This window comes from Parvibaculum sp. (assembly GCF_049672805.1).
GTDB lineage: Bacteria > Pseudomonadota > Alphaproteobacteria > Parvibaculales > Parvibaculaceae > Parvibaculum.
Genome location: NZ_JBATWS010000220.1, coordinates 1 through 13,961 on the forward strand (window position 1 = coordinate 1; position 13,961 = coordinate 13,961).

General features: G+C 62.3%; 10 protein-coding genes. 4 read left to right on the forward strand and 6 right to left on the reverse strand.

The window, feature by feature from the left end; translation table 11 throughout:
- The 4 genes from WBF74_RS07020 to WBF74_RS07035 all read left to right on the forward strand — a co-directional run.
- A partial coding sequence (locus tag WBF74_RS07020; protein ID WP_424437268.1) for an alpha-isopropylmalate synthase regulatory domain-containing protein occupies window positions 1-280 on the forward strand: 280 nt, incomplete at its 5' end.
- Between the two features lie 193 nt (window positions 281-473).
- On the forward strand, window positions 474-1,712 hold the full coding sequence (locus WBF74_RS07025; protein WP_424437271.1) for a polyhydroxyalkanoate depolymerase: 1,239 nt from the start codon (window positions 474-476) through the stop codon (window positions 1,710-1,712).
- 202 nt (window positions 1,713-1,914) lie between these two features.
- Window positions 1,915-2,727, forward strand: coding sequence for a M48 family metallopeptidase (locus WBF74_RS07030; protein ID WP_424437274.1), 813 nt, complete (start codon window positions 1,915-1,917; stop codon window positions 2,725-2,727).
- Window positions 2,724-3,914, forward strand: a complete 1,191-nt coding sequence (locus WBF74_RS07035) for a multidrug effflux MFS transporter (protein WP_424437277.1) — start codon at window positions 2,724-2,726, stop codon at window positions 3,912-3,914. Before WBF74_RS07030 ends, WBF74_RS07035 begins: the two co-directional genes overlap by 4 nt.
- On the opposite strand, the gene WBF74_RS07040 is transcribed toward WBF74_RS07035, so the two are convergent.
- The 6 genes from WBF74_RS07040 to dnaA form a co-directional block, all read right to left on the reverse strand.
- Window positions 3,911-6,286, reverse strand: a complete 2,376-nt coding sequence (locus tag WBF74_RS07040; RefSeq protein ID WP_424437280.1) for a transglycosylase domain-containing protein — start codon at window positions 6,284-6,286, stop codon at window positions 3,911-3,913. The two genes, WBF74_RS07035 and WBF74_RS07040, sit on opposite strands and share 4 nt — an antisense overlap.
- 107 nt (window positions 6,287-6,393) lie before the next feature.
- Entirely contained in the window at window positions 6,394-8,835 is a 2,442-nt protein-coding gene (gyrB, locus tag WBF74_RS07045) for a DNA topoisomerase (ATP-hydrolyzing) subunit B (RefSeq protein WP_424437283.1), read from the reverse strand.
- A gap of 62 nt (window positions 8,836-8,897) precedes the next feature.
- Window positions 8,898-9,491, reverse strand: coding sequence for an ATP-dependent Clp protease proteolytic subunit (locus WBF74_RS07050; protein ID WP_424437286.1), 594 nt, complete (start codon window positions 9,489-9,491; stop codon window positions 8,898-8,900).
- Between the two features lie 25 nt (window positions 9,492-9,516).
- Entirely contained in the window at window positions 9,517-10,677 is a 1,161-nt protein-coding gene (recF, locus tag WBF74_RS07055; protein ID WP_424437289.1) for a DNA replication/repair protein RecF, read from the reverse strand.
- 73 nt (window positions 10,678-10,750) lie between these two features.
- A complete protein-coding gene (gene dnaN, locus WBF74_RS07060; RefSeq protein WP_424437292.1) occupies window positions 10,751-11,869 on the reverse strand; it encodes a DNA polymerase III subunit beta in 1,119 nt (372 codons plus the stop codon).
- Window positions 11,870-12,285: 416 nt separating this feature from the next.
- Complete coding sequence (gene dnaA, locus WBF74_RS07065) at window positions 12,286-13,812, reverse strand: chromosomal replication initiator protein DnaA (protein ID WP_424437295.1); 1,527 nt, start codon at window positions 13,810-13,812, stop codon at window positions 12,286-12,288.
- Window positions 13,813-13,961 lie beyond the last annotated feature (149 nt).

Here is a 13,961-nt window from a genome sequence, read left to right on the forward strand (position 1 = left end):
GCTTGAGGGTTTCGGCAACGGACCCATCGATGCGGCCATGGCAGCGCTGAAGCTCGGCATCGAGCTGCGCCAGTATGAGGAGCATTCCATCGGCTCCGGCACCGACGCGAAGGCCGTCGCCTTCATGGAAGTGGCGGACCCCGAACATGCGGGTGACCTTTTCGGCGTCGGCATTGATGCGAACATCATCACCGCCTCCTACAAGGCGATGATCTCGGCTGCGAACCGCGCGGCAGCGCGCCTCGACCCCGCCGACCGCCACCGCCTCTGCGGCGGCTGAAGCCGACCAGACACAAAAGCCGCCATGAGATGTTCATGGCGGCTTTTTTGCTGCCTGGTGCGCGGATTATTTGCCGTAATGCGCCAAAAAATCCTCTTGGAGAGCGGCCAGTACCGACCTACATTTAATGCTGCGCCGCAACATGAGGCGGCGACAGGGATGAGCCAGAGGGCCATCCGCAGCGAGGTGTTGCGTGCTTTATCATTTCTACGAACTCAATCATGCGGCGGTTGCGCCGTTTCGGGCGGCGGCAGAAGTGGGGCTCTGGGCGCTCCGGCATCCGCTGAATCCCTTTGCCGAAACGCTCCCTCACAAGACGCTCGCGGCAGCGATTGACCTGTTCGAATCCACCACGCGGCGCTACGGGAAGCCGGAATTCGGCCTTCACGAGACGACCATCAACGGCAAGCCCGTGCCGGTGGCGGAGCGGATTGTCTGGAAGCGCCCCTTCTGCAAGCTCATCCATTTCGAGCGGGAAGCCTCTGCAATGAAAGGCGTGGCGCCGCAGCCGAAACTCCTGATCGTCGCGCCCCTTTCCGGCCATTATGCCACGCTGCTGCGCGGCACGGTGGAAGCCATGCTTCCCCATTGCGAGGTCTATATTACCGACTGGGAAGACGCGCGGATGGTGCCGCTTTCCAAAGGCAGCTTCGATCTCGACGACTACATCGATTATGTGATCGATATGTGTCACCTGCTGGGGCCTGACGTGCATCTCCTTGCCGTTTGCCAGCCTTCGGTGCCGGTCTTTGCCGCCGTTGCGGTGATGCATGACAATGATGATCCGCATGTGCCGCTCAGCATGACGCTGATGGGCGGTCCCATCGATACGCGGGAAAGCCCGACCGAAGTGAACCGCCTCGCCACGGAGCGCGGGACGGAATGGTATGAGCGGCACGTCATCACCAGCGTTCCCTGGCCGCATCCGGGTGCACTGCGCCGGGTCTATCCGGGCTTTGTGCAGCTTTCGGGCTTCATGGCCATGAATCTCGACCGGCATATGGACGCGCATTGGGACTATTTCGAACATATGGTCGAAGGCGATGGCGACAGCGCGGAGAAGCATCGCGAGTTCTATGACGAATATCTTTCCGTCATGGACATGACGGCGGAGTTCTATCTCCAGACCGTGGACGAGGTTTTCGTGAAGCACTCGCTGCCCAAGGGCGAGTTCACCCATCGCGGCCGGCCCGTGCGCCCGGAAGCCATCACCCGCACCGCGCTGATGACGGTGGAAGGCGAGAAGGACGACATTTCCGGCATCGGCCAGACAAAGGCCGCCCACGCGCTTTGCACCGGCCTTCCCGCCACCATGAAGACCCATTGGGAGCAGCCGGGCGTTGGCCATTACGGGGTCTTCAATGGCTCGCGCTGGAGAAGCGAGATCGCGCCGCGTGTGCGGGACTTTATGGCCAGACACGCCAGCCGCTGATATCTCTCGAGGCGCCACGACCATCCGACGCTGCCGCTTGACAGAACAGGTGCCAGGACGGCGGAATGGAGTCGTGGCATTCATGACATGATTCGACGCGGCGGCCTGCCTGCATCGTAAAAGCCGACGCCGCTTCGTCCGGTCCGTCTCCTGTCGGCGGCCTTTTCGCCGTTCCCTGTAGCTGGTTTTGAATCCGACGATCATGAACAAACCCGTGAAGCCGGCCTCGCTCCATATGGACTATCTCCAGATTGACGGGCGGGCCGTGCCTGTAACGGTGCGGCATAATCCGCGCGCAAAGCGCGTGATCGTGCGTGTCGATCTCGCTGCCGGTTCCGTGCAGGTCACGACACCGTCGCGGCGCAATATCAGTCAGGCGCTTCTCTTTGCGCGCGAGCAGCGCGAATGGATTGCCGAGCGGCTGCATCATGTTCCTCAGCCCGTGCCTTTTCGCAATGGCGCGCATATTCCGTATCGCGGCAGGGAGCATGTCATTCGCTATGTCGGCGTGCGGCGCGAGGACGCGATGGCGCGGGGACCGGTCTGGCGCGTGCGCAGCATTGATACGGGCGGGCTTCCCGAAATTCGCGTGACGGGTCATCCCGATTTTGTGCAGCGGCGCGTGAGCGACTGGCTCAAGGTAAAGGCGCGCGACGAGCTGAACGAGCGCGCGCTCCATTACGCCGATCTCTTCGGGGTGCGCCCGTCGCGCATCACGGTGCGCGACACGACCACGCGCTGGGGCTCATGCTCGCCCACGCGCGCACTCTCTTTTTCCTGGCGGCTCATTCTCGCGCCGAGCTTTGTGCTTGATTATGTGGCCGCGCATGAAGTTGCGCATCTGCGCCACATGAATCACGGGCCGCGCTTCTGGGCACTGGTGGAAGAGGCGCTGCCGCATTACGAACACGCCAAACGCTGGCTGGAAATCAACGGGCCGGAGCTTCATCGCTTCGGCGCAGACCCGGCCGGTCTTTTCGCGGGTGACCGCGGAGACCGCCACCCGGCTCGATGAGGTTCGCACCCGGCACGGCGGCTTTCACCGTGTTCCTCGGCGCGCTGACGGCGGTCGGCCCTCTTTCGACGGATATGTATCTGCCGTCGCTTCCCGCCATTGCGGCAACATTTGGCGCATCCACCGGCGCAACGCAACTTACGCTCAGCGTGCATCTGATCGGCTTTGCCGGTTCGCAGCTTTTCTACGGGCCGCTTTCGGATCGTTATGGCCGCCGCTCGGTGCTGATCGGCGGCTTCCTGCTCTACATTTTCGGCTGTTTCATCTCGCTCTATGTCACCTCGATCGAACAGCTCATTGCCGCGCGCTTCGTACAGGCGATAGGGGGCGGCGCTTCCGTCGTGCTTGCACGTGCCATTGTGCGCGACCTTTATGAAGGAGCCGATGCAGGCGAGATGCTTGCGCGCATGGCAGCGATCATGGGGCTTGTTCCCGCGCTTGCGCCCATGCTCGGCGGCGTGGTGCAGGATGTTCAAGGCTGGAAGGCGAACTTCGTTGTGATGGGCGGCTTCGGCGCGGTGCTGCTCTTCCTTGTGATGACGAGCCTGCACGAGACGCTGCCGCCTGCGCGGCGGCAAAGCGCGTCACCCCTCGCCATTCTCATCAATTACCGGCGGCTCATTGCCGATCTCGGCTATCTCAAATATCTCACCATTGCCTGCGCCTGCTTCTCGGGTCTCTTTGCCTTCATTTCCGGGTCGTCATTCGTGTTGCAGGGAGAATACGGGTTGACGCCCGTGCTTTACGGGCTGTGCTTCGGAGCGATGGCAGGCGGCTATGTGGCGGGATCACTCACAGGCGGCAAGCTCGTGCGCCGTCTCGGCATTGATGCAACGCTGAAAGTCGGCGGCGCGTCGGCAGCCCTTGGCGGCCTTCTGATGCTTGTCGGATTTCTTCTCGTTCCCTCCGCGCTTTCCATTGCACTGCCCGTCATCATTTACGGCTTTGCGGTCGGCCTCACCATGCCGCAATCCATGGCGGGGGCGCTGACACCTTTCCCGCATATCGCCGGCACCGCCTCGTCCCTGCTCGGCTTCGTGCAGGCGATAGCGGGTGCCATAGCGGGCATCTATGTCGGACATGCGGTTGATGGCGGACCGGCGGCAATGGTCATCATCATGGCGGTGATGGGCGTTCTCACACTGGCAATCGCCAGTACAAAGGTTCGCCCCGCCGCGTCTTCCTAGCGGCGGCCACCCGGTTGCAGCAGCGGGCGGCTTTCGCTGCTGCTTCGCCCGAAGAAGCGGTCGAAAAAGCCCGGCTCCTCCCACTGATATTCATAGGGCGATGCGGCGGCGGTTTCCGTTGAAGCAGGCGCGGTGACGACTTCTGCCGTCCCGGCGACGGCGGGCATGTCCGGCAGTTGCGCGACGGGAACATTTGCCTGTGTGCGCACCATGAACTCATGCCACATGCGCGCAGGCAGCGTGCCGCCCGTTACATTCTTCATCGGCTTGCCGTCATCATTGCCGACCCAGACACCGACAACGATGTCTGCCGAGTAGCCGATGAACCATGCGTCGCGGAAATCCTGGCTGGTGCCGGACTTACCGCCGGTCGGCCTGTCGTCGAGCGCGGCGTTGCGGCCCGTGCCATAGACCATCACGGCTTTCATCATATTGTTCATCTGCCCGATGGCGCGCGCATCCGCGATGCGGCCAATGCCTGAGCCCTGACGGCGGTAAAGTTCCTCGCCTGCTTCCGAGCGCACTTCCTCGATGCCATGCGGGATGACGCCGTAACCGCCATTTGCAAAGGCGGCATAGGCGGCTGTCAGTTCGAGCAGGCTCACGCTGCCGGTGCCGAGCGCGAGGGAGAGGTTCGAAGGCAGGTCTTCCTGCAGGCCGAGGCGGCGCGCAGTGGCGATCACATTGCGGATGCCGACCTCATGGGCGACCTGAACGGCAATCGTATTCACCGATTTCGCAAAGGCGGTGCGCAACGTCATCTCGCCTTCAAAGCGGCCCCCGTAATTGGCGGGCGACCAGCCGCCATAATTGAGCGGCCTGTCGATGCGCAGCGTATCCGGGGTGAGGCCGCGCTCCATCGCTGTCAGATAGACGATGGGCTTGAAGGCGGAGCCCGCCTGACGCTTTGCCTGCACGGCCCGGTTGAACTGGCTCTGCGCATAGGAGCGGCCACCGACCATCGCACGCACCGCGCCATCCGGTGTCATCGCGACAAGGGCTGCCTGACTTGCATCAACGCGCGCGCCTTCCGTTTCCAGCATGGTGGCAACGACACGCTCGGCCTCGCGCTGGAGATCTGGATCAATCGTGGTGATGACGCGGACATCCGTGTCCGGCTTGCCTGCATAATCGGGCAGGGCCTCTGCCACCCAGTCTACGAAATAGTTGATCGAGCCGCGCGCGGCATAGCCTTGCAGCGAGGCAGGGGCAACAGCCGCAATCTGCGCTTCTTCGGCGGAGATGTAGCCCGCCTCTACCATGTTCTCGAGCACGATAGCCGCGCGCTGGCGGGCAAGATCAATGTCATTGGTTGGCGAATAGCGCGAGGGCGCCTTGAGAAGCCCGGCCAGCATGGCCGCTTCCTGAAGCGTGAGCGCGCGCGCGGGCTTGCGGAAATAACGTTCCGACGCCGCTTCAAGCCCGTAGGCACCACCTCCGAAATAGACGCGGTTCAGATAAAGGGTCAGGATTTCTTCCTTGGTGAAGCGAAGCTCCAGCCAGACGGCGAGCACCATTTCCTCGATCTTGCGCGAGAGCGTGCGCTCCGGTTTCAGAAAGACGTTCTTCGCAAGCTGCTGCGTGATGGTGGAGCCGCCCTGCACATAGGCACCGGCGCGCCAGTTGATGACGATCGCACGCGCAATGCCGATCGGGTCGATACCGAAATGGTAGTAGAAGCGGCGGTCTTCCGTGGCGAGTACGGCGGCGGGCACATAGGGCGGCAAATCCGCGACCGTCGTGTAACCGCCCATGAGATCGCCGCGATGACTCAGCACCTCGCCGTCCGTCGCAATGATCGAGATCGAAGGCGTCTGGCGGACATTATAGAGGCCGGATGTATCGGGCAGGTTGAGGCCGTACCAGAAGAGCAATCCGCCGAAGAGGATGAAGCCCCAGAGGCCCAGCACCAGAGCGCCATAGGCGATGCTGCCGAGAAGCGAGCGCGCCTGCTGCACGCGATTGCCCTGCTTGCCCGGCACGATGCGCCGGGCCGAGGGCACGCGGCCCCCTGAAGCGGCACGATGCTTTGCGGTGGCTTTGACGGCGGGATTCTTTTTCGCGGCGGGTTTTTTGGATGCGGATTTCCCGCGGCCGCCCCCGCTTGCGAAGGTCGGCTCTATGCGGCGAAAGCCGCCGCGGTCTTCCCACTCATCATCGTCCCAGCGGCCCATATTCCTGCCGGTATTTTTCCGCTCTTCGGCATGATTGCCGACTTCTTCTCCGGTCTTTTCATCTGCGCCGAAAGCATCATTTGCCCCGACGCCGAGCCGAACGGCCCGCAAGCCCGGCCTGCGGATGATGGTCCAGTCCGCATCTGGCGGCACCGCCTCACGGCCTGTCGATGATCTTCGGGCCTTGCGGAACGACATGCCACCCGATGCCTCGCCTTGTGTCTGACGCTTCCCCCGGCCCGTTTCGAAGCTAGACAGCGATGGTTAACGGCTTGTTAACGGTTGGCCGCCTTCGTGGCTCCTCCCTAAATATCGAGATTTGCCACGCTCAGCGCATTTTCGCGGATAAAGTCGCGGCGCGGCTCCACCACATCGCCCATCAGCTTCACGAAGAGATCATCCGCTTCATCCAGTTCGCGGATCTTCACCTGAAGCAGGGAGCGGATATTGGGGTCCAGCGTCGTTTCCCAGAGCTGATCCGGGTTCATCTCGCCGAGACCCTTGTAACGCTGGATCGTATTGCCCTTGCTGCCGGCTGCCATCACCGCATCGAGAAGCTGCGAGGGCGAGCGGATCAGATGCTTGTCATCCTTGCGGCGAAGCGTGGCCGCCTTCACATAGATTTCCTGCAGATGCTCCGTGTAGCTGTCGAGGCGGCGGGCGTCGGCGCTGGCGATGAGCGGCCCGTCGATCAGCACTTCCTCGCGGACACCGCGAACTTCGCGCGCAAAGACAAGGCCGCCATCTTCCGTGGTCTCGCCGGTCCAGCCACGCTCCGTTTCATCCGATAGAAGGTCAAGGCGACGGGCAACATAGGCGGCGGCTTCCTTCGCCTGCGCCTCTTCGGCCAGCGCCTTCGGGTTGAGCGCACCGGCAATCGCTGCTTGCTCCACCACGAAATGGGGATATTTGCTGGGCAGACCGTCCAGCACGGCGCGGATGGCGCGTGCTTTTGTCACGATGTCGTGGAGATCGGGGCCGGCGCGCTGCGAATTGTCATGGAGCGTCAGCACCATGTCCTCAAGCCCCGTCTCGATCAGATAGTCGCTCAGCGCCTTCTCGTTCTTGAGATAGGTTTCGGATGTGCCGCGCCGTACCTTGTAGAGCGGCGGCTGCGCGATATAGAGATGGCCGCGCTCGATCACTTCCGGCATCTGCCGATAGAAGAAGGTGAGAAGCAGCGTGCGGATATGGGCGCCGTCCACGTCGGCGTCGGTCATGATGATGATTTTGTGATAGCGCAGCTTGTCGATGTTGAAATCATCGCGGCCGATGCCCGTGCCAAGCGCGGTGATCAGCGTACCGATTTCATTCGAAGACAGCATCTTGTCGAAACGCGCGCGCTCGACATTGAGGATCTTGCCGCGCAGCGGCAGCACCGCCTGATTGGAACGGTCGCGCGCCTGCTTGGCGGAGCCACCTGCCGAGTCACCCTCAACGATGAAGAGTTCGGATTTCGCAGGATCACGCTCCTGACAGTCGGCGAGCTTGCCCGGCAGGCTCGACACATCAAGCGCGCCCTTGCGGCGTGTCAGTTCGCGCGCCTTGCGGGCGGCCTCGCGCGCGGCGGCGGCTTCCACCACCTTGCTCACAATGTTGCGCGCTTCTGCGGGATGTTCTTCGAGCCAGGTGGAGAGCGCATCATTGACGAGGCTTTCCACCACAGGGCGCACTTCAGAGGAGACGAGCTTGTCTTTCGTCTGCGACGAGAATTTCGGATCGGGCACCTTCACGGAGAGAACGCATGTCAGGCCTTCACGCGCATCGTCGCCCGTGAGGCTCACCTTTTCCTTTTTCGCGATGCCGCTTTCATTCGCATAATTGTTGATGACGCGCGTGAGCGCACCACGGAAGCCTGCGAGATGGGTGCCGCCATCGCGCTGGGGAATGTTGTTCGTGAAGCAGAGAACATTCTCGTGGTAGCTGTCATTCCACCACATGGCCACTTCGACGCCGATATCATCCTTCTCGGACCGGATGCAGATCGGGTCCTTGATGAGCGGCGTCTTGGTGCGATCAAGAAAGCGGACAAAAGCTTCAAGCCCGCCTTCATAGACAAGATTGACTTCCTTCGGCTCGACGCCCCGCAGATCAGACAGACGGATGCGCACGCCGGAGTTGAGGAAGGCAAGCTCGCGCAGGCGGTGTTCCAGCGTCGCGAAGCTGAATTCGGTCTGCGTGAAAGTCTCGGCTGAAGGATGGAAGGTGATTTCCGTGCCGCTGATCGGCTTGCCATTCTCATCAAGCGGCGCATCACCGACTACCTCTAGCGGCGCATCCGGCACACCATGCTGGAAGCGCATGAAATGCTCCTTACCGCCGCGCCAGATGCGAAGCTCCAGCCAGTCGGAAAGCGCATTCACCACCGACACGCCCACACCATGCAGACCGCCCGACACCTTGTAGGAGTTCTGGTCGAACTTTCCGCCTGCATGAAGCTGCGTCATGATGACTTCGGCAGCCGAGACACCTTCACCCGGATGGATCGCGACGGGAATGCCGCGACCATTATCCATGACGGTGCAGGAACCATCCGCATTCAGACGAATATTCACCGCATCGCAGTGGCCGGCCAGCGCCTCGTCGATGGAGTTGTCCACCACCTCATAGACCATGTGGTGAAGGCCGGACCCATCATCCGTATCGCCGATATACATGCCCGGCCGTTTGCGCACCGCATCAAGGCCTTTCAGAACCTTGATGGATTCGGCGCCATATTCTTCCGGCGTTTCGTTGGGCGTGGACATGTCTATCTTCCTTTGAACATTTCAGCGGCTCTCCCGGACGGGTCCGGGTCTTTCAGCCCTGCCTATTCGATCTCTGTGGCGCTGCGGATGATCTTGCCCACGACGCCATATTCCTTTGCCTCTTCGGCATTCATCCAGTAGTCGCGGTTCGTGTCCTTCACGATCCGCTCCAGCGGCTGACCCGTCGCTTCGGCAAAGATGCGGTTGAGGCGCTCGCGCATCCGCAGCACTTCGCGCGCCTGAATGTCGATCTCGGTAGCCGAACCCCGCACGCCGCCGCGCGGTTCATGGAGCAGGAAGCGCGTATTGGGCAGGCAATAGCGATCCTTCAGATCGGCAGCGACATAGATCAGCGCGCCCGCGCTTGCGACCCAGCCTGTACCGAGTACGCGCACACGCGGTTTGATGAACTTGATCATGTCATGGATCATGTCACCGGATTCCACATGGCCGCCCGGCGACGACACGATGACCGTGATCGGATCATCATTCTCGCCCGCCATAGCAAGCAGCCTTTCACAGACAACGCGCGCCAGACGGTCATCAACCTCACCCGTGACAAGCACCGTGCGAGACTTGAAAAGCCCCTGCTCGACCAGCGGCGTGAGCTGCGTCTTGGTCACATCGGTCTGGGGCGTTTCGCTATCGTTTCTCATCGCAGGTTTCCTTCCGTTACGAGACTCATGAGGCGGCCGGAGCGACCATGCCGTGATCGACATGCAGGTTCTGCGCGCGGCTTCCAAGACTGTCAAACAGGGCGGGGTCCGTCCCTGTCATGAAGGCCTGAAGGTTCAGGCCCGTGATTTCATCAAAGAGTGCCGCCCGGCGCTCCGCATCGAGATGGGCGGCGACCTCATCGAGCAGCAGCAGCGGCGGGCGGCCCATTGCCGCCATCAGCCGCGCATTCGCAAGCACGATACCGATGAGAAGCGCCTTCTGCTCGCCCGTCGAACATTGGCGCGCCTCGCGGTCCTTGGCCGAATGGCGCACGAGAAGATCGCTTCTGTGCGGCCCGTCAAGCGCGCGGCCTGCGGCGGCATCCCGCCCGCGCATTTCCTTCAGCGTTGCGCGGAATGCATCTTCCACATCAACGGCAGGCGCCGTTTCAAGCGCCGTTTCAAGCGTGCCTTCAAGCGCCACATCGGCGCGCGGGAAAGCACCATCCTTTGCAGCGGCGAGAGCACCACGCAGCCTTGCGAGCATTTCGCGCCGCGCAGCGGCAATCGCCACACCATGCTCTGCCATCTGCTCCTCAAGGCCCGACAGCCAGGCATCATCAAACACGGCATCGGAGAGCAGCTTGTTGCGTTCTCTCAGCGCGCGGTCATAGGCACCGGCGCGCGTACCATGCGCGGGATCAAACCCCATGACCAGCCGGTCGAGAAAGCGGCGGCGTTCGCTCGCTCCCTCCATGAAAAGCCGGTCCATCGCCGGCGTCAGCCAGACGAGAGAGACAAGCTCGGCAAGGGCGGACGGCCCCGCCTGTTCACCGGCAATGCGCACGGAGCGGCTGCGCGTGCCGATATCGACACCGGCCTCAAGCCCCGTGCCGAGACGAACCGGACCATGCTCCGTTTCAAGCGTGGCGGCGACGATCCAGCCGCCTGCGCCCTCATCGCGCGCAAGTTCCGCATAGGCCGCCCCGCGCAGGCCCCGGCCGGGCGACAGAAGCGATACGGCTTCGAGCAAATTCGTCTTGCCTGCACCATTCTCACCCGTCAGCACGACCGGGCGGCCATCGAGATGGAGTTCGGCACGGCTGTAGCAGCGAAAATCGGTCAGGACGAGGCGGCTGAGATGCACAGGCGGCACGGCAAGACCCCTGCCGGAAAATTCCGGCATTGGCGCCGGCCGGTCGATGGTGCGCAACAACTCACCCCTACGACGCACTCCCTGTCCTCTGTTTCTGCCCGCCTCACACCCGCATCGGCATGAGCACATAGATTGCGAGGCTGTCCTCGCTATCCCGCACCAGCGTGGGCGAGCCGGAATCGGCAAAGGCAAAGCTTGCTTCCGCGCCATCAAGCTGGCCCGTGATGTCGAGCAGGTAACGGGCGTTGAAGCCGATTTCGAGCGGCGTGTTGGTATAGGAAACGGAAAGTTCCTCGGTCGCGCTGCCCGAATCCGGGTTGGTGACGGAGAGGACGAGCCTGCCATCCTCGATATTGAGCTTCACCGCGCGGGACTTTTCCGTGGAGATGGTCGAGACGCGATCAACCGCTTCGGCGAAGCGCTTGCCATCCACCTCCATCACCTTGTCGTTCGATGTCGGAATGACGCGGCCATAATCCGGGAAGGTGCCGTCGATCAGCTTCGAGGTGAGCACGATGCCGTCAAACTCGAAGCGGATCTTGGTTTCCGACACGCCAACGGAAAGCGTACCCGTGCCGCCTTCCAAGAGCTTCTGCAATTCAAGCACGGTCTTGCGGGGCACGATGACGCCCGGCATGCCGCTCGCGCCTTCCGGCAGATCGTGATCGACCTGGGCGAGACGGTGGCCATCGGTTGCGACAGCACGCAGCACGCGCTGCTTGCCGTTTTCGACGGCGTGGAAATAAATGCCGTTCAGATAGTAACGCGTCTCTTCGGTCGAGATTGCAAAGCGCGTCTTGTCGATCAGGCGGCGCATGGCTTCCGCAGGAAGCTCGAAGCGGTGCGGCAGCGAGCCTGCGGCCATGGCCGGGAAATCTTCCTGCGGCAGCGACTGAAGCGCAAAGCGCGAGCGGCCTGCAGTGAGCTGAAGGCGGCCCTGATCGGCGCCTGTCGAAAGCTCCACCTGCGCGCCGTCCGGCAGCTTGCGCACAATGTCGTAAAGCGTATGGGCAGAAGCAGTGGTTGCGCCCGGCTGCGCCACATCCGCATCAATCGCCTCGATGACCTCGATATCGAGATCGGTGGCGGTCAGGCTCAGCTGGCCATCCTCGGCCTTGATGAGCACGTTGGACAGGATGGGTATGGTGTTCCGCCGTTCAACGACCGATTGCACATGATTGAGAGACTTGAGCAGCGCGCCCCGTTCGATCGTGATCTTCATGGTCTCTCTTCAGTCCCCCGTCTGGGCTCTCGGATCATTTCCTCCGATGGGACGCCACATGCGCCTGCACCGGGCGATTTCCGCCTCTTTCGCTCTGGCCCGGCCCGCTTCGGACCCTGCTTCAGGCCCCGTTTGAGAGTGTCGGGGAAGCAGGGCGCGGCTTTGAACAGACGCACCGTCTTCTCAAGACAACCGCGAACGAGGGATCGGACGCCACCGCCAGGATAGCCCGGACCCATCGGCCCGATCACCTGTCGGAGATGCACCGGCGGATGCCGGATTTCCGCAGAAATTCGCCGAAGGACTATAACAGATCATGTGCGCCGTGCACAGTTTTCCGCGGTTTTCGGCATAAAACCGCCCCTTCCCGAAAGGGGTAACCCCCCTCGGGCCGTGCATGTCCGAAAGAAGCCGAATCAGCCTGCGCTGTGGCCGCCTTCCAGCATCCGGCGGAGCAGATCCACGTCTTCCTCGATGCCCGAATCACTCTGGCAAAGCTCGTCGATCTTGCGGACCGCATGGATGACGGTGGTGTGGTCGCGGCCACCAAATTTCCGGCCGATTTCCGGCAGGGAGCGGGTGGTGAGCTGCTTGGAAAGATACATCGCCACCTGACGGGGCCGGGCCACCGCACGCGCACGGCGGGCGGAGAGCATGTCGGCCAGGCGAACATTGTAATATTCGGCTACGCGACGCTGGATTTCCTCGATGGTGACGCGGCGGTCATTGGAGCGCAGCAGATCGCGCAACACTTCCTGCGTCATGTCGGGCGTGATCGGGCGGCCGACCAGCGAGGCATAGGCGACGACGCGCTTCAGCGCTCCTTCAAGCTCGCGCACATTCGAGACGATGCGATGGGCAAGAAACTCCAGCACACCCGGCGGAATGACGACCGGGCCATTGCGGCTCATCATCTCTTCGGCCTTGGCCTGAAGAATGCCGAGGCGAAGTTCGTAATCGGTCGGATGAATATCGGCGGCAAGACCCCAGCCGAGGCGGGAGCGGATGCGCTCCTCGATACCTTCAAGGTCGGAGGGCGAGCGGTCGGCAGAGATGATAACCTGACGGTTATGATCAATCAGCGCATTGAAGGTGTGGAAGAATTCTTCCTGCGTTGAATCCTTGCCGGAAATGAACTGCACATCGTCGATCATCAGAACATCGACGGAACGGAACTGCTGCTTGAAGGCCATCGTGTCCTTGAAGCGCAACGCCCGCACAAACTGGTACATGAACTTTTCGGCGGAGAGATAGAGCACCTTGCGCTCGGGCTGGCGCTTGCGGATCTCCCAGGCGATGGCGTGCATGAGATGCGTCTTGCCGAGGCCGACACCGCCATAGAGGAAAAGCGGGTTGAAGGTGACATCCGTTGCTTCTGCCACGCGCCTTGCTGCGGCATGGGCAAGCTCGTTCGACTTGCCGACCACAAAGGCATCAAAGGTGAAGCGCGGGTCGAGCGGTGCGCCGACGCCTGCATCTTCAAAGCCCTGTGGCACAGCACCGGAAAGCACCGCCGCCTCGCGCGCCTGCGCCGTTTTGGCAGCAACTTCGCTCGCGGGGGCAACGGCAGGGATGGAGGGGGCTTCGGGCTCGGCCACTTCCCGCGCCGCCGATTTTGCCGCAGCAAGATCAGCCTGAACGGCGATATCGACGCGCGTGAGGACTTCGTTCTCTTCCGCCCAGAGCTTGTGCAGGCGGTCGGCATAGTGGGAGACGATCCAGTTGCGGATGAAGCGCGACGGCACGGAGAGCATGACGCGGCCGTCATCAATGCCAACGAACTCGACCTGCTTGAACCAGCTATTGAAGGTGGCCTCGCCCAGCTCCGCATGAAGCCGCGCCCGCACCCGGCGCCACATATCGGAAAGGTTCATGCCTGCCCGCCCTTCATCCCGTTTTTCCGAAGCCTGCCGCGACTGCTTCTCTGCTGATGCTGGCGCCATATTCTCCTCGTCCAATCCCCTCAAGCCTCTCATTCTGCCCGGACCGTCAAACGCATCCGGGCGCCGCCTCGTTTGTCCCTGCGCCGCCTGCCCGCGGTTCAGGACTGCACCCAGGGAAGGCCCGCCGCCTTCCAGCCTGTGCGCGCGCC

Bases quoted from the DNA above. Each gene is read 5' to 3' on its own strand.
- WBF74_RS07030 (WP_424437274.1), top strand. From the start codon at position 1,915: ATGAACAAACCCGTGAAGCCGGCCTCGCTCCATATGGACTATCTCCAG.
- WBF74_RS07035 (WP_424437277.1), top strand. From the start codon at position 2,724: ATGAGGTTCGCACCCGGCACGGCGGCTTTCACCGTGTTCCTCGGCGCG.
- WBF74_RS07040 (WP_424437280.1), bottom strand. From the start codon at position 6,286: ATGTCGTTCCGCAAGGCCCGAAGATCATCGACAGGCCGTGAGGCGGTG.
- gyrB (WP_424437283.1), bottom strand. From the start codon at position 8,835: ATGTCCACGCCCAACGAAACGCCGGAAGAATATGGCGCCGAATCCATC.
- WBF74_RS07050 (WP_424437286.1), bottom strand. From the start codon at position 9,491: ATGAGAAACGATAGCGAAACGCCCCAGACCGATGTGACCAAGACGCAG.
- recF (WP_424437289.1), bottom strand. From the start codon at position 10,677: ATGCCGGAATTTTCCGGCAGGGGTCTTGCCGTGCCGCCTGTGCATCTC.
- dnaN (WP_424437292.1), bottom strand. From the start codon at position 11,869: ATGAAGATCACGATCGAACGGGGCGCGCTGCTCAAGTCTCTCAATCAT.
- dnaA (WP_424437295.1), bottom strand. From the start codon at position 13,812: ATGGCGCCAGCATCAGCAGAGAAGCAGTCGCGGCAGGCTTCGGAAAAA.